Here is a 23295-nt window from a genome sequence, read left to right on the forward strand (position 1 = left end):
GTGACGCCGCCGGCGACCGACCCGGTACCCGAGCCGGTGGCGGACGCGCTCCGCGCCCTGTGCGCCGAGCACGACGTCGCTCCTTGCGCCGTTGTCGAAGTCGGGAGCCGCGCGTGGGGCTACGCCGGGCCGGCGAGCGACCACGACGTCGGCGTCGTCTACGCCCAGCCACCGGCGACGTACGTCGTCCTCGACGGCTACGTCCCCGCGATTCACGACGCGTTCGACGGCGTTGACGTCCGCGCGTGGAACCTCACGCGGTTCGCCGAGCTCCTCGTCGCGTCGAACCCCACGGCGCTCGAGTTCCTCGCGAGCCCGGTCGTCTATCGGGTCTGCCCGAGTCTCGATGCCCTCCGCGAGCACGCGCTGTCGTCGTTCTCACCCATCGACGCCTACCACCACTACCGCTCGCTCGCGGAGAGCGGACGCGAGGACGCGGCGTCCGTCGCGGCGCGACTCCACGCGGTGCGCGCGGCGCTCTACGCGCGCTACGTGCTGGCGACGCACGCGTTCCCCGACCCCGACTTCCCGGGATTCCTCGACGCCGAGGGCGCGCGCTTCCCGGACGCGTGGGTCGAGGCGGCGCGTGCCCTCGTCGAGCGCAAGCGCGCGGGCGAGGGGGACGCCACCGCGGACGCGTTGCCGGACGGCCTCCTCGACCTGCCGCGCGACGTGGACCCGGACGCACACGCCGTACGTGATATCGAACGCGAGCGCGTGAACGAGTTCGTTCGTGCGGCGTTCGCGGACGCCTACGCGACGGTGTAGGAGAGGAGGACGCCGTCGTCGAGGCGCTCGACGCCCGCGAGTTCGAGGTCGGGGAAGTCGGAGACGAAGCCGTCGCCGTCGGCGAGCGTCGGGGCGTCGCGACCCCCGACGAGGAGGCTCCCGACGTAGACGGTGAGCTCGTCGACGAGGCCGGCCTCGAAGAGCGAGAAGATGAGTTCGCCGCCGCCCTCGACCATGAGGCGCTCGACGCCCATCGCCTCGAGGTCGGCGAGCGCCCCACGGAGGTCGACGCGGTTCCCGCCGGCGACGACGACGTCCGCGCCGGCGGCGTCGAGGGCGGCGGCGTGCTCGTCGGGTTCGGCGTCGGCGACGAGGACGACCGAGCGCGCGCGGTCGTCGAGCACGGCGGCGTCCGGCGGCGTCCGGGCGTGCGAGTCGGCGACGACGCGCGCGGGCTGTGGCGACTCGCCGCGCGCCTCGCGCTCGGCGACGAGGTCGTCGTCCTTCACGGTGAGCGAGGGGTCGTCCGCGAGGACGGTGCCGACGCCGACCATCACGGCGTCGCAGGACGCGCGCAGGCGGTCGACGCGCGCGAAGTCCTCGGGGCCGCTGATCGTCAGCTGTTCGCGACGCCGCGAGGCGAGCTTCCCGTCCACGCTCGTCGCGGCGTTCACGAGGACGTGCATACGCGCCATCGCGGGGCGAGCGGGGAAACCGTTCGGGTTCGCGGCGGGCGTCGGGGACGCCCCTCGCTCGCGGTTTTTGCTCGCGGTTTTTCCGGTTTCGCGCGCCCGCGCGACGAACGCTTTTACGTCCCCCGCCCCAACTCCCGGTGATGGATGTAGACGATCACGCCGAGGAGCTCGCCTCCGACCTCGGTGTTGACAAAGAGGAGGTCGCAGAGGGACTCCGCAATCTCGTGGAGTACAGCGTGCCGATGGAGGAGGCCAAGCAGAGCCTCCGCCGGAAGTACGGCGGCGATTCGGGGGGCGGGTCCTCGACGCCGACGTCCGCGGACCTCGCGGACGTCTCCCCCGACTCCGGGAACGTCACCGTCACCGCGACGCTCCTGACCGTGGGCAAGCGCTCGATCCGCTACAACGGCGACGACCACGTCATCTTCGAGGGCGAGCTCGCCGACGAGACGGGGAAGCTCTCCTACACGGCGTGGGAGGACTTCGGGCTCTCGGCGGGCGACGTCGTCCAGATCGGGAACGCGGGCGTCCGCGAGTACGAGGGGCACCCCGAGTTGAACTTCGGCGAGTCCTCGACCGTCACGACCGTCGACCGGACGCTCGACGTCCCCTACGACGTCGGGGGCGAGGCGTCGCTCGCGGACCTCGACTCGGGCGACCGGGGCGTCGTCCTCGACGTGCGGGTCGTCGAGGTCGAGCGCAAGACCATCGACGGGCGCGACGGCGAGACGGAGATCCTCTCCGGCGTCCTCGGCGACGAGTCCGCACGCCTGCCGTTCACGGCGTGGGAGCCGGTCCCCGCCCTCGAGGAGGAGGGTGCGAGCGTCCACATCGAGAACGCGTACGTCCGGGAGTTCCGCGGCGTCCCGGAGGTCAATATCTCCGAGTTCTCCGTGGTCGCGCCGCGCGAGGAGGCCGTCGAGGTCGGCGGCCCGACGCGGATGACCGTCCGCGAGGCCGTCTCGGGCGGTGGCGCGTACGACGTCGAACTCGTCGGGAACGTCATCGAGGTCCGGGACGGCTCCGGGCTCATCCAGCGCTGCCCGGAGTGCGGGCGCGTCATCCAGAAGGGCCAGTGTCGCACGCACGGCCAAGTGGACGGCGAGGACGACCTGCGCGTGAAGGCCATCCTCGACGACGGCACCGGGACGGCGACGGTCGTCCTCGACCGGGAGATGACCGAGGACGTCTATGGGGGCACGCTCGAGGACGCCCTCGACGCCGCGCGCGAGGCGATGGACCAGGAGGTCGTCGCGGACGACATCCGCGAGTCGGTCGTCGGGAAGGAGTACGAGGTGCGCGGGCACCTCTCCGTCGACGAGTACGGCGCGAACCTCGAGGCCGTCCGGTTCCGCGAGAGCGCGGGCGACCCGGCCGAGCGCGCGCACGCCCTCCTCGCGGAGGTGAGCGCATGAGCGCGAACGACTCTGACTCCGAGGACGACCGGCCGCGCCGCGAGGTCGCGTGGCGCCTGTTCGCCGCCGAGTTCGACGACGCGGACTACCAGTACGCCGAGAGCGAGGAGGAGCGCGCGCCGAACTACGTCGTCACGCCGACGGGCGCGCGCGTCAACCGCCTGTTCGTCGTCGGCGTCCTCACGTCCGTCGAGCAGGTGAACGAGGACGTCGTGCGCGCTCGCGTCGTCGACCCGACGGGCGCGTTCGTCGTCTACGCCGGCCAGTACCAGCCGGACGCGCTCGCGTCGCTGGAGAACGCGGACGTGCCGTCGTTCGTCGCGGTGACGGGCAAGGCGCGGACGTTCAGCCCGGAGGATTCCGAGCAGGTCTACACCTCGGTCCGCCCGGAGAGCGTGAACGCGGTGACCCCAGAGACCCGCGACCGCTGGGTCGTCACGACCGCCGAGCGGACGCTCGCACGCGTCTCGACGTTCGCGGACGCCCTCGACATGCCGGAGCGCGGCGACGAGCTGACGGACGCCCTGGCCGAACGCGACGTCCCGTACGGTCTCGCGTCGGGCATCTCGCACGCCATCGACCACTACGGTACGACGCGCGCGTATCTCGCGGCGGTGCGCGGACTCGCGCTCGACGCCTCGCGCGTCGTCGCCGGCGAGCGCGACGAAGTCGAGGAACTCGCGCTCGCGCCGAACGAGGGCGACGGGACGGACGCCGACCTCTCCTACGCGGGCGCGGAGCTCGCTGACGTGGAGACGGCGGAGCCGACGATGGACGAGCACGTCGAGGCGACGCCGGAGGGCGAAGCCGTCACCGACGAGCCGGAGCCGTCGCCGGACGACTTCGAGTCGGACGCGGGCGACACCGAGGGAGAGGCCACCGAGGCTGAGGCCGACGAAACCGAGGCCGCGACGGCCGACGCCGAAACCGCGACGGCGGACGTCGAGTCGGTCCGAACCGAGGCGACGCCGGAGGGGGAGACGGCCACGGACGAGGCCGAGCCGTCCCCGGACGTCGACGACTCGCGCAGCGAGTCGTCTGCGAACCAGAACGCTCGGCGTTCTGGTGATGACTTCGAGCCGGACGCGGACGACACCACCGCGTCCGATGCGACGGACGCCGCGACCGCTGACACCGAGGAGGGCGCGTCCGAGGTCGATGCGGACGACGACGAGCAGTGGGAGATGGACGAGGAGACGCGCGCAGAGGTCGAGGAGGAGTTCGACGTCGGCTTCTCCAGCGGGACGGAGATCCCCGAGAGCGACGGGAACGACGAAAGCGACCGCTCGCCGGACGACGCGGCGGCCGCCGACGAGACCGGGAGCTCGCTCGGTGACTTCGAGCCGGCCGACGACGAGCCCGAGGACCAGACGAGCGACGACTACACCGAGGACGCGTACGACGAGCCGGAGTCCGACGCCTCGGACGCCGAATCCCCGCCCGCCGACCTCGACCTCGAAGACCTCGTCGTGGACTACATGGACGAGCTCGACGACGGCGACGGCGCCGAGCGCGACGACCTCGTGCGCACCGTCGTGGAGGAGACGGACGCGGACGAGGACGAGATCGCGGACGCGATCCAGTCCGCGCTGATGAGCGGTCGGTGTTACGAGTCGGGCGACGACCACCTGAAGGCCATCTAGATGGCGCGGGTCGAACCCGTCCCCGACCGGCCGGCCGCCGTCGCCGACCTCGGGGGCGAGTCGGCCCTGCTCGTCGCGGACTACCACGCGGGCATCGAGCGCTCGCTCCGCTGCGACGGCCTCGAAGCCCGCTCGCGCGCCGAGGAGCGCCGCGACCGCGTGCTCTCGCTCGTCGTCTCCGAGGGCGTCGAGCGCGTCGTCTTCCTCGGCGACCTCGGGCACTCGATCGGTGAACCCGAGGATACCGAACTCGCGGAGCTCGAGGCGCTCGTGGCCGAACTCCCCGTGCCGGTGACGCTCGTGCGCGGGAACCACGACGGCGGCCTCGCGGAGGCCCTCGACGTCGAGACGACGCCGGCCGAGGGGGCGCGCTTCGGCGACGTCGGCCTCTGCCACGGCCACACGTGGCCCGCCCGAGAGGTCCTCGACGCGGACGTGGTCTGCATGGGTCACGAGCATCCGGCGGTGCGTCTCGAGGACGACGTCGGCGGGAGCCGCGTTGAGCGCGTCTGGCTCCGTGGGCCCCTCGAGAGCGCGCCGTTCGACGAGCGCTACGACGCGCCGCTCGACGTTTCCGGGGAGCTCGTCGTCTTCCCGGCGTTCAACGACTACAGCGGCGGGACGTGGGTGAACGTCGAGGGACAGGCGTTCCTCGCGCCGTTCCTCCCCGAGGCGTGCCCGGACGCCGACGCCTACCTGTGTGATGGCACGCGCCTCGGCCCCTACCGTGGGCTCTGAGGTCACGAGGACTGTCCCGTCGTGGCACGTCTCCGGAGTATGGCTGACTCGACGCTCGGCTGGTCGCTCCTCTCCTCCGGGATCGTCACGCTCCTGTTACTCGCCCTGCCCGGTGACGAACTCTGGTGGGGGCTCGCGCTCGTCGTCGCGGGCGTCGCCCTCCTCGTGCGACGCGACCGCCGATACTGACGCGCTACTCGCTCGCGACGCGCTCGGGCGCGCGGAGCTCCGCCCAGTCGCGGGCGGCGAGCCACTCGCAGAGCGCTTCGAGCTGGTCGCTCGCCGCGTCGAACAGCTCCGCCCCTTTCTCGGCGCTGGCGTCCGTCGGGTCGCCGAACGCGCCGTTCGGGGAGTTCTCGACGGTGTCGTAGAAGGTCGCGGCGCCGTTGCGAGTGCGGATGGATTCCTCGGGGTCGAGCGCGCCGCCGTCGCGCGCGTCAGCGAGGCGCTCGTCGTGGACGAGGTCGGGGCGGAGGTGCTGTATCAGGGCCGTCTCCTTCGGGCCGGCGTGCGGGCCGTTGTGCTCGAAGGCGTCGTCGACGAGGTCGGGGATGGACTCGTCCCACATCCACTCGATGGCGTACGCGACGCCGTCGTCTCGGAGTCTCCGCCCGACTTCGCGGAGGTGCTGGACGTTCCCGCCGTGCGCGTTCACGAAGACGACGCGGTCGATGCCGTGATAGGCGAGGTTGCGGACGTAGGACTCGACGTAGTCCCGGAAGACGGGCGCGTCCACCCACGCCGTCCCGGGGAACTGGCGGTGGTGGGGGCTGACGCCGACGCGCACCGTGGGCGCGCGGAGGTAGCCGGTGCGCTCGGCGGCCTCGTCGGCGAACGCCTCGGCGATGAGGTGGTCGGTGGCGAGCGGGAGGTGCGGGCCGTGCTGTTCGGTGCTCCCGAGCGGGACGACGGCGAGCGACTCCGACTCGAAGTACTCCTCTAGGTCGGGCCACGCCGCGTCGGCGAGATGCATGCGCGGTGACACGCGCGCCGGGGCGAGAAAGCTTGGGGTGGGTTTCGCGGCCGGCGAGGGGCTTAACTCGCTTCCGGCCCTTCTTCCGGCGATGAGTGAGACCGGCGTCGTGGACGCGTTCGCCCGCCTCGGCGACCCCGTCCGGGACGCGCTCTCCGAACGCGGGTTCGAGACGCCGACGGAGCCACAGCGGCGCGCGATCCCGCCGCTCGTCGCCGGACACAACGCCCTCGTCGTCGCGCCGACGGGGACGGGGAAGACGGAGACGGCGATGCTCCCCGTGCTCGACGCCATCGCCGAGCGCAAAGCCGACGGACACGTCCACGGCATCAGCGCGCTCTACGTCACGCCCCTGCGGGCGCTGAACCGCGACATGCGCGAGCGCCTCGACTGGTGGGGGGAGGTGCTGGACATCGACGTCGACGTCCGGCACGGCGACACGACGCAGTACCAGCGAACGAAGCAGGCGAACGACCCGCCGGACGTCCTCGTGACGACGCCGGAGACCCTGCAGGCGATGCTGACGGGCGAGAAACTCCGCACCGCGCTGAGCGACGTCGAGCACGTCGTCGTCGACGAGGTGCACGAGCTCGCGGGCGCGAAGCGCGGCGCCCAGCTCGCCATCGGCCTCGAACGTCTCCGCGAGCTCTCGGGGGCGTTCCAGCGCGTCGGCCTCTCCGCGACGGTCGGGGACCCCGAGGAGGTCGGGAACTTCCTCACGGGCGGGCGCGACGTCGACGTCGTGGAGGTGGACGTCACCTCGCAGGTCGAGTTCGACGTCGTCGCGCCCGAGGTCCGCGAGAGCGACGAGCGCCTGAGCAACGAGCTGTTGACGACGCCGGAGATGGCGAGTCACGTCCGGGCCATCCGCGAGCTCGTCGAGCGACACGACTCGACGCTGGTCTTCGTGAACACCCGCCAGACGGCGGAGGCGCTCGGCTCGCGCTTCAAGGAGCTCGGGACCGACATCGGCGTCCATCACGGCAGCCTCTCGAAGGACGCCCGCATCGAGGTCGAGGAGGCGTTCAAGGCCGGCGAGCTCGACGCGATGCTCTGCACGTCCTCGATGGAGCTCGGCATCGACGTCGGGCACATCGACCACGTCGTCCAGTACAACAGCCCGCGCGAGGTCGCGCGCCTCCTCCAGCGCGTCGGGCGCGCCGGCCACCGCCGCGACGCCGTCTCCTCGGGGACGGTCGTCGCGACGCACCCGGACGAGGTGATGGAGGCGCTCGCCATCGCGCGCCGCGCCGGCGCGGGCGAGGTGGAGACGGTGAACATCCACCACGGAAGCCTCGACACGGTCGCGAACCAGCTCGCGGGCATCGCGATGGACTTCGGCGACGTCTCGGCGCGCCGCGCCTACCGCATCGTCACGCGTGCCTACCCGTTCCGTGACCTCGAGGAGGAGGCCTTCCGGGAGGTCGTCCGGGAGCTCCACGGCAACAGAGTGCTCTACTTGGACGAGGAGGCGGACGAGCTCTCCACGTCGGGCGGGACGTGGCAGTACGTCTACGCGAACCTCTCGATGATCCCGGACGAGGAGACCTACGAGGTCTACGACATGGCGGCCGGGCGGCAGGTGGGGACGCTCGACGAGCGCTTCGTCGTGAACTTCGCGGAGCCCGGCGAGACGTTCATCCAGCGCGGCGAGATGTGGCGGATCGCGGAGATCGACGAGGAGGAGGGCCGCGTGAACGTCTCGCCGATAGCGGACCCGGGCGGCGAGGTGCCGTCGTGGACGGGCTCGGAAATCCCGGTGCCCTACGACGTCGCCCAGGAGGTCGGGGAGATGCGCGCCGCGGCGGCCGCGCAGTTCGAGGCGGGCGCCGGCCTCGACGCGGTCGCGCGCGACTTCGCGGCCCGCTATCCCGCCGACGCGGCGACCATCGCGACCGGCCTCGAACCCGTCTCTCGGCAGGTCGAGGCGGGCGCGCCCGTGCCGACGGACGACCGAATCGTCGTCGAGGCGCAGGGCCGCGCCATCCGGCTGAACGCCGCGTTCGGCCACGAGGTGAACGAGACGCTCGGGCGACTGCTCTCGGCGCTCCTCGGCCAGCGCACCGGCTCCTCCGTGGGCCTCGACAGCGGCCCCTACCGGATCGAGCTCGAGGTCCCGCAGGGCGTGCGCGCGAGCGAGGTGGAGGCGATACTGCGCGAGACCGACCCCGAGCACGTCGCCGCGCTCCTCGAACTGTCCTTGAAGCGCTCGGACGCGCTGAAGTTCACGCTCGCGCAGGTCGCCGCGAAGTTCGGCGCGCTCAAGCGATGGAAGGGACGCGACGGCGTCGGCCTGGACCGCATCATGGGCGCGCTGGAGGACACGCCGGTCTACGACGAGGCGCTCCGCGAGGTGTTCCACACGGACCTCGACGTCGAGGGCGCGAGCGACGCCCTCGCCCGCATCCAGTCCGACTCCTTGGAGGTCGTCCGCCACGGCGAGCACACCCCCATCGGTGCCGGCGGCCGCTCCTCGGGGCAGGAACTCCTCACGCCGGAGAACGCGGACGCGAGCGTGGTGCGCGCCGTCCGCGAGCGCCTCATGGACGACCGCGTGAACCTCGTCTGCCTGCACTGCGGGGAGTGGGAGCAGGAGACGAAGGTCCGCAGGGTGCGCGAGCAACCGGAGTGTCCGCGCTGTGGGTCGACGCGCATCGCCGCGCTCTCCCCGTGGGCCGACGAGGTCGTCGACGCCCTCAACGCCGACCCCGAGTCGCGCGACGGCGAGCAGGAGAAACGCGTGGAGCGCGCCTACCGGAACGCGAGCATCGTCCAGAGCCACGGGAAGCAGGCCGTCGTCGCGCTCGCCGCGCGCGGCGTCGGCCCGCAGAACGCCGCGCGCGTCATCAACAACCACCGCGAGGACGAGGCGGACTTCTACCGCGACATCCTCGAGCGCGAACGCGAGTACGCCCGCACGAAGGCCTTCTGGTGAGCGCGCCAGCCGCGCCGACCCGCGCACACGTGGGGGCCGTCGGGAACCACACTTAATTCGGGGGCGGGCGAAGACTGGATATCCCCACATGAAGCCGCTCCGCCTCGTCGCCGCCGGGTCGCTCTCGGCCACCGGCGTCATCCTGCTCGTTCCGATCCTCGATCACCTGCTCGCGGGACCGCCGTCGCTCGGAATCGTCCTCGGCGTCGTCGGCGTCCTCGTCTCGCTCGGCCTCGTCGCGGTCGGCGCCGTCGTCTATCGGCTCGACGTCTCGCAGACGAACGCCCTCCGCATCGCCGGCTGGAACTTCCTCGGCATCGTCGTCCTCGGCGTCGTCTTCACGCTCCTCTTCACGTACCGACCGGTCGAGGACGCGGGCTTCCTCTTCGCGGTCGCGCTCTCGGCGGGCGCGGTCGCGCACGTCATCATCGGCGTCTACGACGTCCGGCGCATCCGCGCGGAGGAACTCGCGACCGAGCGCGAGCGCCTCGCCGTCGTCAACACGCTCGTCCGGCACAACCTCCGGCACGAGGCCCAGAACCTCATCTTCGCCGTCGAGGCGGTGCGCGACACCGCACCGGACGCCGCCGAGCGCATCGAGGGCGTCGCGAACAACCTCTCCGAGATGAACGAGAACGTCCAAGCCGTCGAGGACGCCATCGGGGAGGAGCGGCGCCGGATGGACGCGAGCGCGGTCTGCGAAACCGTCGTCGCGGACGTCAGCGGGCGCTATCCGGACGCCGACATCGACCTCGACGCGCCCGACGGCCTCGCGGTGTCCGCCGGGAGCCACCTCGACGACGCGGTCTCCGAGCTCGTCGAGAACGCGGTCGAGCACAACGAGAGCGAGGCGCCGACGGTCGAGGTGCGCGCGGCGGCACGCGACGGCGCGGTCGCGATCACGGTCGCGGACGACGGGCCCGGCATCTCGGAGACGGAGCGCGAGCTCGTCACCGGCGAGCGCGAGATCACGCAGCTCGAGCACGGGAGCGGCCTCGGGCTCTGGCTCGTCCGCTGGATCGTCGAGGAGTACGGCGGGTCGCTCACCTTCGACGACTCCGACCTCGGCGGGACGGCGGTGACGGTGACGCTCCCGGCGGCCTGACACTCCCCGTTCTCAGTCCAGTCCGGCGCGCACGCGCTCGCGGAGGTCGGCCGGCGAGGTGGCGACGGCGTCCGCCGCCGAGTGATCCATGTCCGCGCTCGCGCCGTGACTGTAGCCGACGACGTGCGCGCCGGCGCTCGTCGCCGCCGCGACGCCGTGCTCGGAGTCCTCGACGACGAGCATCGCCTCGGGCGCGACGCCGAGGCGTTCGGCCGCGAGCTCGTAGAGGTCGGGCTCGGGCTTCCCGGGGACGTCCTCGCCGCCGGCGGTCACGACGACGTCGAAGCGCTCCTCGAGGCCGAAGCGCTCGAAGACCGACGACACCCACGACGGGAACGAGGAGGTGACGAGGCCGATCGGGAGGCCGCGCGCCGCGACGTCGTCGAGGAGGTCGTGGAACCCCGGCGTGAGCGCGGCGTGCTCCGTGTAGAGCTCCTCGGCGTAGCGGTCGTAGAGGGCGAAGTAGCCCTCGCGGTCCACCGCGAGGTCGTAGCCCTCCGCCTCGAGCATGTCGTACTGGTCGTAGACGTTGATGCCGACGACGCGCGCCGGGTCGATCTCGGCACCGGGGACGGCGTCCGCGAGGATGTCGCCGATCTGCTCGCGCCAGTAGTCCTCCGAGTCCACGACGACGCCGTCCATGTCGAAGACGACGGCTTCGATTGCCATACTCGACGGGAGGCGATACGGCACCCTCTATCTGTCGCCGCGCTGGCTATCGGGACGCCGCGTATCGCTCCAGCGCGTCCTCGAAGTGTCGGCCGCGAATGCGGACGTCCTCGGGGTGGTCGGCGGCGTCCTCGGGGTGAGCGTCGACGGTGTCGCGGATGGCGTCGAGGGCGGCGGCGCGGACGACGGCGGCGAGGTCCGCACCCGTGTACCCGTCCGTCCGCTCGGCGACGGCGTCGAGGTCCACGTCCTCGGCGAGCGGTTTCTCGCGGGCGTGCACCCCGAGGACGGCCCTGCGGGCGGCCTCGTCGGGTCGCGGGACGTGGACGTGCGTCTCGAAGCGCCCGGGGCGGAGGAGCGCGGGGTCGAGGGCGTCGCGGCGGTTGGTCGCGGCGAGCACGACGAGGTTCGGGTTCTCGGCCGCCGCGTCGAGTTCGGTGAGGAGTTGGCTGACGACGCGCTCGGTCGACTCGCTCGTGTCCGGGCCGCGCGCGCTCGCGACGGCGTCGATCTCGTCGAAGAAGACGACGCAGGGCGCGGTGCGTCGCGCGCGCTCGAAGACCTCCCTGACCGCTTTCTCGGACTCGCCGACGTACTTGTCGACGAGTTCGGGACCGGCGACGCGGACGACGTTCACGCCGCTCTCGTGGCCGATGGCGCGCGCGAGCATCGTCTTCCCGGTGCCGGGCGGGCCGTAGAGGAGGACGCCCGTCGGCGGGTCGGTGTGCGCGGCCTCGAAGAGCGAGGCGTACTGGAGCGGCCACTGGACGGCCTCACGGAGGGTGGCTTTCGCGTCCTCGAGGCCGCCGATGTCGTCGAAGGAGACGTCCGGCGACTCCGCGACGACCTCGCGCATCGCGGACGGGTCCGTGGAGGCGAACGCCGTCTCGAGGTCGGCGCGCGTCACGGTGTCGCGGTCGTCGCGGATCGCCGCCATCGCCGCCTCCGTGACGAGCGCGCGCAGGTCCGCGCCGACGTACCCGTGCGTGCGGTCCGCGAACGTCCCGAGGTCGACGTCGTCGGCGAGCGGCATCCCGCGCGTGAGGACGTCGAGTATCTCCGCGCGCCCCCCGCGCGAGGGGACGCCGATCTCGATCTCGCGGTCGAAGCGCCCGCCGCGCCGGAGCGCGGGGTCGATGGCGTTGACCCTGTTCGTCGCGCCGATGACGACGACCTCGCCACGGCCCTCGAGGCCGTCCATGAGGCTGAGGAGCTGGCCGACGATGCGGTTCTCCATGTCGCCCGCGTCGTCGCGCTCGCCCGCGATGGCGTCGAACTCGTCGAAGAAGACGATGCTCGGCGCGTGCTCGCGCGCCTCCTCGAACACCTCGCGCAGCTGCTCCTCGGACTCGCCCTTGTACTTCGAGGTGATCTCGGGGCCGGAGACGCTCACGAAGTGCGCGTCCACCTCGTTCGCGACGGCGCGCGCGATGAGCGTCTTCCCCGTGCCCGGCGGGCCGTAGAGGAGGACGCCCTTCGGCGGTTCGACACCCATCCGGCGGAATCGCCCCGGGTCGGTGAGGGGGAGTTCGACGAGTTCGCGGACGGCGGCGAGCTCCTCGCCGAGGCCGCCGACGTCCTCGTAGGTGACGCCGACGCCCGCCCCGTCGCCCGCGTCGGCGTCCGCGTTCGCGCCCGCGCCCGGTTCTTCGACCGCGACCTCGACGCTCGTCTCGCCGGTGACGACGACGTCCGACCCCGGGTCGGTGTGCGTGACGCGGAACTCGCCGATCTCGCCGAGCGCGTCCACGCGGACGGTCTCGCCCTCGCTCACCGGCCGGTCGAAGAGGGCGTCGCGCACCGCGTCCTCGACGGCGGCTCGCTCGCGCGCGGGCGGGACTGACGGCGTCACGACGACGCGCTCGGCCTCGCGGACGGTGGCCTTCTCGACGCGAACGGTCTCGCCCACCGAGACGCCAGCGTTCGCGCGCGTCGCGCCGTCGATGCGGAGTTCGTCCGCGTCGAGCGTCGCGTCCGGCCACACCTTCGCGACGGTCGCGCCCGCGCCGACGATGCGGACGGTGTCACCGCTCAACACCCCGAGGTCGCGTCTGACGGCGTCCGGGAGGCGGACGATGCCGCGCCCGGCGTCGCGGGGCGCGGCCTCGCGGACGACGAGTCGGCGACCCGAATCCTCGCTCATACTCGGACTTCTCGCTCCGACGCAAAAGGGTTACTGCGGGGAAAACGCCTAACACGACGGGTACCGAGAACTCGAGTATGGTCGAGGAAACCCAGCGGGACGAGATGACCTGGTACCGCTGTGAGAAATGTGGACTGATGTTCGATGCGAAGGAGGACGCCGAGAGCCACGAGGAGACCTGCGACGCCGAAGAGCCCTCGTACTTGCAGTAGCTTACTCGTCGGGCGCGAACAGCTCGAAGCTGTACTCGCTCATCTCGTCCTCCTCGAAGACGAAGACTCGCCCGCGCGCGACTTCCGGGTCCGCCGTGATCTCCGCGGCGTAGCCGTCCATCTCCACCGTGACGCCCGGGAAGACCTCCTCGGTCTCGCCGGGCTCGAGCATCACGCGCCCGACGCCCGTCCCCTCGAGGATGTCGTCGTGCGTGTTCCGGTCGTTCACGTAGAGCATCACGCCCTCCGTCTCCGTCGGGTCGCAGACGAGCACCTGGACGTTCATCCCGGGGCTCGTCCGGAGCGTCCCCTCGTGGCGCTCCGGGACGCCGTGGTAGAAGGTCTCGCGGCCGTCCGCGTACGTGACGACGATCCCGTCCTCGGTCAGCTCGACCGGGAGCGTCTCCGGCGCGACGTCGTTCCGATAGCTCATACCTCGACTTGCGCGCTCGCGCGCAAAAGCGCCGCGCTCTCCGTGAGTCGCGGCGCGGTTGTCGAGACCGCCAACGGTAAGTGCCACGTCGGCTACTCACACGCATGGACGGCAGCGCCGAGGCCCCCGCAGCCGGCACCGTGCTGAACGCGCTCGCGACCGGCCGGGGCGCCGCGTTCGCCATCGACCGCTACGTCAGCGCGACCGTCGAACTCGGCGGGAGCGACGTCACGGGGTCGGTCGCCGGCGAACCCGACGCGGACACCCGCCTCGTCGAGCGCTGCGTCGAACTCGTCTGCGAGACCTACGGCGACGGCGAGCGCGGCGGGCACGTGGAGACGGAGTCGGAGATCTCGATGGCGGCCGGCCTCAAGTCCTCGAGCGCCGCCGCGAACGCCACCGTCCTCGCGACGCTCGACGCGCTCGGCGAGGCGGACGCCGTCTCGCGCGAGGACGCCGCGCTACTGGGCGTGCAGGCCGCGCGCGACGTCGGCGTCACCGTCACCGGCGCGTACGACGACGCGAGCGCAAGCATGCTCGGAGGCCTCACCGTCACCGACAACGAGCGGGACGTCCTGCTCGCGCGCGACGACCCCACGTGGGACGTCCTCGTCTGGACGCCGGACGAGCAGGCGTTCAGCGCGGACGCGGACGCCGCGCGCTGTGCGCGCATCGCACCGCTCGCCGAACACGTCGAAGAACTGGCGCTCGCGGGCCGCTACGGCCTCGCGATGACCATCAACGGCTTCGCGTTCTGCGGGGCGCTCGGCTTCTCGAGCGACCCGCTCGTCGAAGCCATGCCCGCCGTCGACGGCGCCTCGCTCTCCGGGACCGGCCCGAGCTACGTCGCCGTCGGCGAGCGGGCGGCCCTCGAGAACCTACAGGAATCATGGGAGACGAGACCGGGAACGACGTTCCTCACGACGACGCAGCACGACGGCGCACGGACGAGATGAGCCTCGACGAGCTCCGCGAGGAGATCGAGGAGATCGACCGCGACATCGTCGAACTCATCGCGCGACGCACCTACGTCGCGGACGCCGTCGCCGGCGTCAAAGAACAGCAGGACCTCGCGACGACCGACGAGGCCCAAGAGGAGGCCGTGATGGCGCGCGCCGGCCGGAACGCAGAGTCCTTCGACCTCGACTCGAACCTCGTGAAGGCCGTCTTCCGGCTGCTCATCGAGTTGAACAAGGTCCAGCAGCGCCAGTCGCGCGAAGAGCAGTAGGCGCTCAGTCGTCCGCCGCGAGGAGGGGGTCAGTAGGAGTACCGTCCTCGGCCTCGACGCGCTCGGCTTCCGGCGTCGCCTCCGTCTCCTCGGCGCGGGCGAATCCGGCGTCGTACTCGTAGGCGTCGTGGCCGCGCGTCGGGTCGACGACGGTGAGCGAGAGCCAGCCGTTCTCGCAGAGCGTGCGGACGTGCTCGTTGTCGGCGAGGACGTCCCGGACGCGCTCTACGGGCGCGTGGACGACGACGGAGAGGCGGAGGGGCTGGTGGTACGGGTCGTCGTCGGCGGCCATGAGCGACTGGAGCGGGAGGCCGGTCATGAGGTCGCCGCCGTTGCCCTGGTAGACGCCGACGTTTCCGACCGGGTTCTGCGTGACCTTCGAGCCGCTGCCGTAGGCGGCGTTGTCGACGGTCGAGAAGTAGTACTGGGCGTTGATCCACTGCGTGACGACGACGGGGCCGGCGAAGATGGCGTCGAGCGCGTCGCCGTCGTCGCGCTCCCAGTCGTAGGAGTGGAGGAACGCGCGCCCGTCCAGGTCGCGGTCGGCGGTGAGGTCGCGCGGCCCGATGACGAACGAAGCGTTGCCGGCGAGCCCCCACTCGGGGCGCGTCTCCGCCCAGTCGGCGGCGCGGCGCTCGGTCTCGCGGGTCGCGTCCTCGGGGTCGACGCCCATCGCCTCGGCGCGCTCGGCGGCCGCACCGGACCGCGCGACGTCGAGGTCCGCGCGGAGCCGTTCGACGTCGGCGGCGTGGCTCTCGGGGACGTCGCGGTCGTAGAGCGTCACCTCGTCGGTGGTGGTGTTGTGCTCGGCGGCGAGGAACACGGTGTCCTCGGGGAGCTCGTGGCCGCGCTCGCGGAGGGCGTCGCGCACCGCGTCGTCGTTGCAGATGGCGGCGAGCACGCGCGCGTTCGGGCCGCCGGGCTGACCGGCACACGCGCCGCAGTCGAGGCTCGCCTCGTAGGGGTTGTTCGACGTCTCGCTCGCGTGCCCGGTGAAGACGACGAGGCGAGAGAACTCCGCCCAGCCCATCGTCTCGAAGGCGGCTTCGGCGTACTCGACCCGCTCCTCGTGGGTCATACCAACGGGGAGGCCGCGCTCGTGCGTCCCGTCGCGCTCGACCGTGGGCGTGCAGAAGTCGGGTGCGCTCGGGATGCGCGCGTCGAGGGCGTCCCGGAGGTCGTGGACGCGCTCGGGGAGGAGGGTGCGCGCGGCGAGCGCGACGCCGTACGCGCTCCCGGCGCTCTCGACGAAGCTGAACGCGGTCGCGGCGTTCGACTTCACCGCCTTCAACACCTTCTCGCCGGCGTGGAGGCGCCCCGTCCAGCGGTCGTGAGCGGCGCGCTCGTGCGCGCGGGCGTCGTCCGGGCGCTCGCCGACGTGGTGTTCGGCGTCGACGATGGGCGGGCAGGCGTCCGCGCTCGCCTCGGCGCCGTAGCCCTCGTGACGCATCGGGACGCCGAAGAAGCCCGCGTAGCCGTGCGTCTCGTAGTCGCCGGCGGCCTGGAGGTGGCGGCGGAACACCTCGGAGCGGGTGTCGATGCAGAAGACGAGTTGGGCGTCCGCGCGCTCGGCGTCGCCCTCGGTGTCAGCGTCGGCGCGCGCCGCGCTCGCGTCCGCGACGGCGTCGACGACCTCGTCGCGGTAGGAGGCCTCCCACGCGCGCAGCCACGCTTCGGCGAGCGGGACGTCGTGGTCGTCGGTGCGGTCGGGCTCCCGCTCCGCGAGCGGGTCGAGCGGCGCGTCGAAGCGCTCGGCGAGGAGGAGGCGCGCGGCGAGGTAGCCGACGAGCGTGATCGGGTAGGCGTCCTGCCACTCGTCGCCGCGCTCGACGCGGTACTTGACGAGGCCGGTCCAGCCGGGGAGGGCGTTCAGGTGGGCCTCGAAGACGGCCGTCCAGCGCTCGCGGGGGACGTCCGCGAGGACGGCGGCGATGGCGGCGGCGGGGTCGTCGGGCGCGTCGGCGAGCGAGGCGGCGTTCGGGATCTGCGAGTCGTGGCGCGCGGTCGCCCGGACGGCGTCGTAGAAGCCGGCCTCGCGGTTCGGCATCGGCCACGACGCCTCGCCCTCGTCGCAGAAGGCGGCGAGCCACTTCGCGAGCGCGCGGTCGACGCGCTCGGTCGCGTCGTCGCGCTCGGGGGCGGGGTCGTCGCGTTCGGCGAGGCGGCCGAGGGAGGCCTCGGGGTCGGTGTCGTAGCCGTGTGCGGCGAGTTCCGCGCGGAGCACCTCGGGGTCGATCCGGTCGTGCTCCCACGCGTCGCGGAACGTCTCCGCGTCCGGGTAGGTGCGGCCGCCGCGCAGGCGCTCGGCGCGCTCGGCGGCCTCGTGGAACGGCCGGTCCTCGTAGCCCGCGAGGGGGTTCGCGGTGACGAACGAGTGGAGCGGCCAGTTCGTGCCGACGGTGTCGGCGGCTGTGGCGATGCGGTCGCGGACGTCGTCGGTGTCGTGCTCAGTAGGCATCGTACTCCTCCGTGTTCGCGGTGACGGTCGCCGGGGCGGGCTGCGTGGCGTTGCGGAGCGCGACGTAGAGGCGCTCGCTGCGGCGGTACGCGCCGGTCTCGATGGCGAGGTAGACGGCGGCGAACGCGGCGGCGACGGCGACGTGGACGACGGTGAGGTCGGTGGGCGCGCTCGCGATTACCGAGCCGGCGAGGACGCTCTCGACGGCGGCGTAGACGAGGCCGTAGACGGCGATGGCGGGGAGGAAGACGAGCGCGACGGCGCCGTAGCGGGCGGCGGGCGAGACGTCGGTACGTCCGAGGGCTTGGCGGGTCGCGTGGAGCGTCGTCAGGACGACGAGGCCGGCGAGGAGGAGGCCGCTGTCGGCGTGGAGGCCCTCGCCGGTGAGGAGGGCAAAGACGGCGCCGCCCGCGACGGCGGTTGCGGCGGTGGCGAGCGCGCCGACGGCGGTGAGCGAGGGCGTCGCGCCGTGGCCGTGGCCGGGCGTCGTGTGCGTGACGCGGCTCCCGTTCGAGAGGAACATGTAGGCCTTGTAGAAGCCGTGGAGGACGAGGTGGGTGACGGCGGCGGCGAAGAATCCGAGGCCGGCCTGCATGAGCATGTAGCTCATCTGCCCGGTGGTCGAGCAGCCGAGGCGGCCCTTGACGTCCGCTTGGACGGTGCGGAGGAGCTTGCCGACGAGCGCGCTCGCGGCGCCGACGGCGACGACGAGGAGCATGAAGCGCTCGTCGGCGGTGACGACGGGGGCGAAGCGGACGAGGAGGATGCCGCCGGCGTTGACGAAGCCGGCGTGCATGAGCGCGGACGCGGGCGTCGGCGCGGTCATCGAGGAGAGGAGCCACGTGTGGAAGGGGACGAGCGCGGACTGGATCATCGCGGCGAGGAGGAGGGCGCCCGCGACGGCGAGCCAGACGGCGGGCGGGAGGGCGTCGGCGACGGCGGCGACGCCGTCGAAGGTCGTCGCGCCGGTCGTCGCCCAGAGTGCGAGGGCGGCGGCGCCGACGAGCGCGCTGCTCGCGAGGAAGTACCTGCGGGAGAGCGACGCGGCGGCCTGCGCTTGGGGCCAATCGCGAGCGTAGCCGATGAGGTCGGCCATGACGAGCCCCATCGCGAGCCACGCGAGCGCGAAGAGCGCGGTGTTCGCGGCGGCGACGAGGACCATCACGACGAGGGTGAAGCCGGTGATGCGGGCGAAGAACGCGGTGATGCGCTCGCTCCCGGCCATGTAGCGCCGCGAGTAGCTGTGGACGATGCCGCTGAAGAAGGTGGCGGCGACCCACATCACGGCCGTGAGGCCGTCGACGGCGACGAGCGTCGTCACCTCCCACGTGGCGCCCGTGCGGACGTGGGCGCCGAGGACGAGGAGGCTCGCGGCCCACAGGACCCAGACGACTCGGGTGAGCGCGGCGGGGAGTCGCGAGGGCGACTGCGTCGTCGCGGCGTCCGAGAGCGCTCCGGTCGTCCGTGTGGTGTGGGTGTCCGACATCGTTCTGTGCGTGTCGTGGCGCGGGGAGGATGTCCCCGGTCACGTCTACCCCACACTACGAACAGATTAGGCAATAAATCCTTCGTACGTTCCCGAACCGTTCGGTAGAATGCGTTATCTTTCGTGAAAGATTCGCCGTCGGCGAGCGCGGCGGTCGCTCACTCCTCCTCGAAGCGGCCGAACGGCGTCGTCACGTGACTCTTCACGAGCACCTCGTCGGCCACGGTGATCCCCATGTCGAGGAGTTCCTCGGCAATCGGCGTGATGTCGCTGTCCGAGCGCCCGACCGCCGTCACGAGGAGGTTCTGCTCGCCCGTGATGAGCTCCTGCACGGAGACGACGCCGTCGATGGCCAGCACCTCGGGAATGAGGTCGCTTCGCTCGTGAATCGACGCCGTACAGAAGAGGAGCATCCGGATCGGATAGCCCGAGCGCTCGTAGTCCACCTCCGCGCTGTACCCCTTGATCACGCCCGCGTCCTCGAGGCGCTGGATGCGCTTTCGGACCGTGCTCCCCGACGTCCCGGTGCGCTCCGCGATGTCGCTCGAGGAGAGGGTGCGGGCGTCCTCCTGCAGGGCGTACAGGATCTCCCGGTCGACCTCGTCGATGTCTTCTGCGGACATACCGGTACGTTGCCCCGTCGCCGGCAAAGGGACTTCGCCTCCGCGAACGCCGCGTGCCGTCGCGCGGACGCCGTCCCGCCCACGGTTCACACCGGCACCGCTATCCTCTCGCACGCGCAGATGGCGAGTGTTGGCCGGCCCGGCTACACGGCCCGCGCTCCCATGATTCACGCACACACCATCACCACCGACGACTCGCCCACGCCCACCGCCGCGTTCGCGGACGAGGTGACGCTCCGATGACGACCACCGTCGCCTTCGTCTGCGTGCAGAACTGGGCGAGACGGTCGTCTCGCCTCGCTCGACGCCGCGACTCGCGTGCCCTGCACGCGGTCGGCGAGGTGACGGCCCGATGACCGTCACACTCGCCTTCGTCTGCGTGCAGAACGCGGGCCGCTCGCAGATGGCCACCGCGTTCGCCGAGCGCGAGGTCGCCGCGCGCGGCCTCGCGGACGACGTCGAGATACTCACCGGCGGGACGCGCCCCGCCGACCACGTCCACCCGGAAGTCGTCGAGACGATGCGCGACGTCGGCATCGACCTCGGCGACCGGGAGCCCCGCGACGTGACGGTCGAGGAGATCCAGCGCGCCGACTACGTGATCACGATGGGCTGTAGCGCGGACGACGTCTGTCCCGCCGGCTGGGCGGGCGAGAGCCGCGACTGGGACCTGACCGACCCCGACGGGGAGTCCCCCGAGGCGGTCGCGGAGATACGCGACGACATCGAGGCGCGCGTCGCCGCCCTCTTCGACGAACTCGCTCAGTAGGTCTCCGCGAGCGCGTCCAGCACCTCGTGGTGCTCGGTCGTGTGCGGCGCGGTGAGCGGCGAGACGCTCGTCCGCCCCTCGACGACGGCTCGCAGGTCGCTGTCCTCCGGTTCGCCCGCGACGATGCCCTCGTCCATCCGCCGCCACATCCGGTCCTCGAGACGGAGGTGCGCGCCGTCGCGCTCCACCGTCATGTCGTAGCCGTGCGTCGGCGTCGTCACCGACAGCTCGCCCGTCTCGGTGCCGGGACGGGGCGCGTTCACGTTCAGGTAGTCCGCGCGCTCGAAGACGCCGGAGTCGAGCGTCTCCTCCACGAGGTAGGTGGTCGCCGCCGCCGCCTCGCTGTAGTCCGACTTCGGCGTCGCACCGCCCGCGAAGTCCTCGCTCGTCAGCGTGAGCGACACCGAAATCGCCGGCACGTCGAAGAACGCCGCCTCGACGGCCGCGCTCACCGTCCCCGAGCGCCCGAGGACGTACATCCCGAGGTTCCCGCCGCGATTACAGCCCGAGACGACGAGGTCCGGGTCGGGCGCGAGCGACTCCAGCGCCGCCACCACGCAGTCCGAGGGCGTGCCGTGGACGGCGTAGCCGAGGTCGTGCTCGTCGACCGTCACCTCCCGGGAGAGCGCGCGCCCCGTCGCGCTCATGTCCGAGGCGGGCGCGACCGCCGTGACGTCCGCGACGGCGGAGAGCGAATCGTAGAGCGCCTCCAAACCGGGGCTCTCGATTCCGTCGTCGTTCGTGAGGACGATATCCATGCCTCTCGGTGGACCGGCGTCCGGCAAAACGGTTCCCGTCTCGACTCGCGGGCGCGCAGCGCGACGGCTACCCGAGGCGGTCGACGACGGTGTCCTCGTCGACGACGAAGTTGTACGCGCCCTCGTCGTCGTTCCAGAGGCAGAGCGCGGACTCGAACTCGAGGAGGTCGCCGTAGTCCGCGCCCAGGAGGTCGCGGTTCAGCGCGGTGCGGTTGACCAGCACCGCGTAGCAGTCCACGTCCTCGGAGCCATCGCTCACCTTGAACAGCGGGTTCCCGCCCTCCGAGAGGTCGTCCGAGAGCTTCGCCGCGACGAGGTCGACGCGGTTCGAGACGTACCCCTCGGCGTCCGCGAGCTTCGCGTACCTGCTCGCGGGGAGCGAGAGGTCGTGGCGCCGCCGGCCGTCCGCCCGGAGGAAGCTGTAGCTGTACTTCACCGTCTCGTTCAGGAACTCCGAGGGACGCTCTGCGGCCTCCGCGAGCCGGCGCTGGAAGGGCGGCGCGGTGACGTCGGGTTTCTCGACGAACGACCAGCCTCGGTCGGTCGGGCGCTCGCCTGCCCAGAGGCGCACCGACGGCGCGTAGACGGACATGCCGCCGTCCTCGAGGTCGCGCTCTATCTCGCGGAGCTGGATGCTCGTGTTCCGGTCCGCCGGCGCGACGAGGACGAGCGTGCCGTCCTCGGCGAGGACGTCGCGGTAGGACTCGGCGACCGCGAGCGGGTCGTCGAGTTCGCTCAGCAGGCTGAACGCCGTCACGAGGTCGAACTCGCCCTCGACCTCCTCGGCGTAGGCCTCCGCAGTGCGCGGGTGGAGCGTCCCGTGGACGTTTCTGGGGGCCGCGTCGAAGAAGTCCGTGAGGACGTCGGCGGTCGGGCTCGGCTCGACCGCGTGATACTCGAGGAGGCCGTCCGCTGGGAACGCGTCGGCGAGACCGAGGAACGGGCCGCCGACGCCCGCCCCGAGGTCGAGGACGCGCGCGTCGCGGGGCAAGAGGCCGTCGCGCGCGAGGTCGGCGGCGACGTACCGGCCGACCGCGTAGTAGTCCGGGAGGTGGTAGACCGCGTAGCCGAGCGCCGCCGTCTCGTCGTACGTGACGTCGTTCTCGTGGTAGTAGTCGGCCTTCAGGCGGCGGATCGCCTCGCGGAGCGCGTCCCCGGACGCACCGCGATGCCAGTCCGGCCCGTAGGCGTCGACGAGGCGGTCCTCGAGGACGCGCGCGTGCTCGGTCGGGAACTCGGTGACGGTCGCGTCCGGGACCGTTGCCGGCCCGCCCTGCACGGGGACGAACGTGCCGTCCTCGCGCTCGACGAGGCCGAGGTCGACGGCCTCCTCGCGGAGCGCCTGCCGGACGACCGCCGGATGGCGCGGCGTCGAGAGGTACTCGCAGATCTCCTCCGGGTCGATGGGGCGGACGTTCCGGAGGTACTTCGCGTTTGCGCGGAGGTCGTCTCTATCCACGGACATCCTCGAAGAGGTCGTCGTAGTCCTCGGGGTCGGTCTCGGCGAGGCGCTCGGCGGCGGCGGCGATGTCGCGCGCGCCGTCGAACGTCGCCTGAATGTCCGCGTAGACGCGCGGCGTCCCGTCGAGGACGCGCGCGGCGAGCGCGGCGAGCTGGTCGTAGACCGGCGTCGCGAGCGCGTCCGGCACCTCGGTCTCGGCGGCGTCGGCGGCGAGCGCGAACGCGAGAATCGCCGCGTGCGTGCGCCCCTGCACGGTGCGCATCGCGTCGTCGTGCTCCTCGGGCGCGACGTCCACGAGGTCGTTCCCCGCCGCTTCGAGGTCGCGACGGACGCCGTCCGTCGCCGGCCCGCCCGCGGCCGTCGAGACCGCGACCGTCCCGGGCGCGGCGTCCGCCGCGAAGAGCGGGTGGAAGCTCACGCGCTCGCGAGCCGGGGCGACGCGCGCCATCGCGTCCAGCGGCGCGCGCATCGATCCCGTGACGTCCACGACGGCCTGCTCGGCCTTCCCGGCGTGTTCGGCGACCGCCTCGGTCGCGACGCGCATCGGCACGGCGACGCAGACGACGCCGAACGACTCCGAGGAATCGAGCGGGACGGCGCGCGCGCGCCGGTCGAGCGCGTCCGCCGCCGCCTCCGCGCGCGCCGGGTCCGCGTCCGCGAACGCGACGTCGGACGCGACGGCGGCCGCGAACCAGCGGCCCATCTCGCCCGCTCCGACGACGAGTACCTCCATATCGACTGGCGATAGCCCGCGAGCGGGCAAAAGACGTTCGCTCCCCTCGCCGCGTCTGGGGGATTTAAGCGTCGTCACGTCAAAGCCT

The 23295-nt window shown here is 72.2% G+C and carries 23 protein-coding genes; 12 read left to right on the forward strand and 11 right to left on the reverse strand.

What is annotated here, in order from left to right:
• Entirely contained in the window at nucleotides 1-768 is a 768-nt protein-coding gene (locus EFA46_RS10210; RefSeq protein ID WP_123076110.1) for a DNA polymerase beta superfamily protein, read from the forward strand.
• Here EFA46_RS10210 and EFA46_RS10215 read toward each other — a convergent pair.
• Nucleotides 753-1415, reverse strand: a complete 663-nt coding sequence (locus tag EFA46_RS10215; RefSeq protein WP_123076108.1) for a 2,5-diamino-6-(ribosylamino)-4(3H)-pyrimidinone 5'-phosphate reductase — start codon at nucleotides 1413-1415, stop codon at nucleotides 753-755. The genes EFA46_RS10210 and EFA46_RS10215 overlap by 16 nt on opposite strands.
• Before the next feature lie 149 nt (nucleotides 1416-1564).
• Between EFA46_RS10215 and EFA46_RS10220 the strand changes: the two genes are divergently transcribed.
• From EFA46_RS10220 to EFA46_RS10235, 4 genes are read left to right on the forward strand one after another with little or no spacing between them, the layout of a single operon-like run.
• The gene (locus EFA46_RS10220; RefSeq protein WP_123076106.1) at nucleotides 1565-2839 is read left to right on the forward strand and encodes a Single-stranded DNA binding protein; all 1275 of its coding nucleotides are present in this window, start codon (nucleotides 1565-1567) and stop codon (nucleotides 2837-2839) included.
• Entirely contained in the window at nucleotides 2836-4482 is a 1647-nt protein-coding gene (locus tag EFA46_RS10225) for a hypothetical protein (RefSeq protein WP_123076104.1), read from the forward strand. The genes EFA46_RS10220 and EFA46_RS10225 overlap by 4 nt, the downstream gene beginning before the upstream one ends.
• Nucleotides 4483-5220, forward strand: a complete 738-nt coding sequence (locus tag EFA46_RS10230; RefSeq protein ID WP_123076102.1) for a metallophosphoesterase — start codon at nucleotides 4483-4485, stop codon at nucleotides 5218-5220.
• A 39-nt stretch (nucleotides 5221-5259) separates the two neighbouring features.
• The gene (locus EFA46_RS10235) at nucleotides 5260-5409 is read left to right on the forward strand and encodes a hypothetical protein (RefSeq protein WP_176969862.1); all 150 of its coding nucleotides are present in this window, start codon (nucleotides 5260-5262) and stop codon (nucleotides 5407-5409) included.
• A 4-nt stretch (nucleotides 5410-5413) separates the two neighbouring features.
• Here the strand turns inward: EFA46_RS10235 and EFA46_RS10240 are convergent, their stop codons facing one another.
• Nucleotides 5414-6193, reverse strand: coding sequence for a creatininase family protein (locus tag EFA46_RS10240; protein ID WP_123076100.1), 780 nt, complete (start codon nucleotides 6191-6193; stop codon nucleotides 5414-5416).
• A 91-nt stretch (nucleotides 6194-6284) separates the two neighbouring features.
• On the opposite strand from EFA46_RS10240, the gene EFA46_RS10245 reads away from it, so the two are divergent.
• Together EFA46_RS10245 and EFA46_RS10250 are read left to right on the forward strand one after the other, a co-directional pair.
• Nucleotides 6285-9128: a DEAD/DEAH box helicase gene (locus tag EFA46_RS10245; RefSeq protein ID WP_123076098.1), complete on the forward strand. Its 2844-nt coding sequence runs from the start codon at nucleotides 6285-6287 to the stop codon at nucleotides 9126-9128.
• An 88-nt stretch (nucleotides 9129-9216) separates the two neighbouring features.
• Nucleotides 9217-10233, forward strand: a complete 1017-nt coding sequence (locus tag EFA46_RS10250) for a sensor histidine kinase KdpD (RefSeq protein ID WP_123076096.1) — start codon at nucleotides 9217-9219, stop codon at nucleotides 10231-10233.
• A gap of 12 nt (nucleotides 10234-10245) precedes the next feature.
• On the opposite strand, the gene EFA46_RS10255 is transcribed toward EFA46_RS10250, so the two are convergent.
• Together EFA46_RS10255 and EFA46_RS10260 are read right to left on the reverse strand one after the other, a co-directional pair.
• Nucleotides 10246-10902, reverse strand: a complete 657-nt coding sequence (locus tag EFA46_RS10255; protein WP_255494066.1) for an HAD family phosphatase — start codon at nucleotides 10900-10902, stop codon at nucleotides 10246-10248.
• Nucleotides 10903-10948: 46 nt separating this feature from the next.
• Nucleotides 10949-13045, reverse strand: coding sequence for a CDC48 family AAA ATPase (locus EFA46_RS10260; protein ID WP_123076094.1), 2097 nt, complete (start codon nucleotides 13043-13045; stop codon nucleotides 10949-10951).
• Nucleotides 13046-13122: 77 nt separating this feature from the next.
• Here EFA46_RS10260 and EFA46_RS16225 point away from each other — a divergent pair, with 77 nt between their 5' ends.
• On the forward strand, nucleotides 13123-13257 hold the full coding sequence (locus EFA46_RS16225; protein WP_255494067.1) for a hypothetical protein: 135 nt from the start codon (nucleotides 13123-13125) through the stop codon (nucleotides 13255-13257).
• A gap of 1 nt (nucleotide 13258) precedes the next feature.
• Here the strand turns inward: EFA46_RS16225 and EFA46_RS10265 are convergent, their stop codons facing one another.
• A complete protein-coding gene (locus EFA46_RS10265; protein ID WP_123076092.1) occupies nucleotides 13259-13690 on the reverse strand; it encodes a DUF5796 family protein in 432 nt (143 codons plus the stop codon).
• A gap of 104 nt (nucleotides 13691-13794) precedes the next feature.
• On the opposite strand from EFA46_RS10265, the gene EFA46_RS10270 reads away from it, so the two are divergent.
• Together EFA46_RS10270 and EFA46_RS10275 are read left to right on the forward strand one after the other, a co-directional pair.
• Complete coding sequence (locus tag EFA46_RS10270) at nucleotides 13795-14646, forward strand: shikimate kinase (RefSeq protein WP_123076090.1); 852 nt, start codon at nucleotides 13795-13797, stop codon at nucleotides 14644-14646.
• On the forward strand, nucleotides 14643-14918 hold the full coding sequence (locus tag EFA46_RS10275; RefSeq protein ID WP_176969863.1) for a chorismate mutase: 276 nt from the start codon (nucleotides 14643-14645) through the stop codon (nucleotides 14916-14918). Before EFA46_RS10270 ends, EFA46_RS10275 begins: the two co-directional genes overlap by 4 nt.
• Before the next feature lie 4 nt (nucleotides 14919-14922).
• Here the strand turns inward: EFA46_RS10275 and EFA46_RS10280 are convergent, their stop codons facing one another.
• The 3 genes from EFA46_RS10280 to EFA46_RS10290 form a co-directional block, all read right to left on the reverse strand.
• On the reverse strand, nucleotides 14923-17376 hold the full coding sequence (locus tag EFA46_RS10280) for a DUF2309 domain-containing protein (protein WP_123076086.1): 2454 nt from the start codon (nucleotides 17374-17376) through the stop codon (nucleotides 14923-14925).
• Nucleotides 17366-18862 (reverse strand): proton-conducting transporter membrane subunit, encoded by a 1497-nt coding sequence (locus tag EFA46_RS10285; protein WP_123076084.1) that lies wholly within the window; start codon nucleotides 18860-18862, stop codon nucleotides 17366-17368. Before EFA46_RS10285 ends, EFA46_RS10280 begins: the two co-directional genes overlap by 11 nt.
• Before the next feature lie 158 nt (nucleotides 18863-19020).
• Complete coding sequence (locus EFA46_RS10290) at nucleotides 19021-19485, reverse strand: Lrp/AsnC family transcriptional regulator (RefSeq protein WP_123076082.1); 465 nt, start codon at nucleotides 19483-19485, stop codon at nucleotides 19021-19023.
• Between the two features lie 120 nt (nucleotides 19486-19605).
• Here EFA46_RS10290 and EFA46_RS16230 point away from each other — a divergent pair, with 120 nt between their 5' ends.
• Nucleotides 19606-19728, forward strand: coding sequence for a hypothetical protein (locus EFA46_RS16230; protein ID WP_255494068.1), 123 nt, complete (start codon nucleotides 19606-19608; stop codon nucleotides 19726-19728).
• 109 nt (nucleotides 19729-19837) lie between these two features.
• A complete protein-coding gene (locus EFA46_RS10295; RefSeq protein ID WP_123076080.1) occupies nucleotides 19838-20254 on the forward strand; it encodes a low molecular weight phosphatase family protein in 417 nt (138 codons plus the stop codon).
• On the opposite strand, the gene surE is transcribed toward EFA46_RS10295, so the two are convergent.
• The 3 genes from surE to EFA46_RS10310 all read right to left on the reverse strand — a co-directional run bounded on the left by surE (nucleotide 20248) and on the right by EFA46_RS10310 (nucleotide 23207).
• Complete coding sequence (gene surE / locus EFA46_RS10300) at nucleotides 20248-21012, reverse strand: 5'/3'-nucleotidase SurE (RefSeq protein ID WP_123076078.1); 765 nt, start codon at nucleotides 21010-21012, stop codon at nucleotides 20248-20250. The two genes, EFA46_RS10295 and surE, sit on opposite strands and share 7 nt — an antisense overlap.
• Before the next feature lie 67 nt (nucleotides 21013-21079).
• Complete coding sequence (locus EFA46_RS10305) at nucleotides 21080-22477, reverse strand: small ribosomal subunit Rsm22 family protein (protein WP_123076076.1); 1398 nt, start codon at nucleotides 22475-22477, stop codon at nucleotides 21080-21082.
• Entirely contained in the window at nucleotides 22464-23207 is a 744-nt protein-coding gene (locus tag EFA46_RS10310) for an NAD(P)-binding domain-containing protein (RefSeq protein WP_123076074.1), read from the reverse strand. Before EFA46_RS10310 ends, EFA46_RS10305 begins: the two co-directional genes overlap by 14 nt.
• Nucleotides 23208-23295 lie beyond the last annotated feature (88 nt).

Origin of the sequence: Halarchaeum sp. CBA1220 (assembly GCF_003721175.2) — an archaeon.
GTDB classification, from domain to species: domain Archaea; phylum Halobacteriota; class Halobacteria; order Halobacteriales; family Halobacteriaceae; genus Halarchaeum; species Halarchaeum grantii.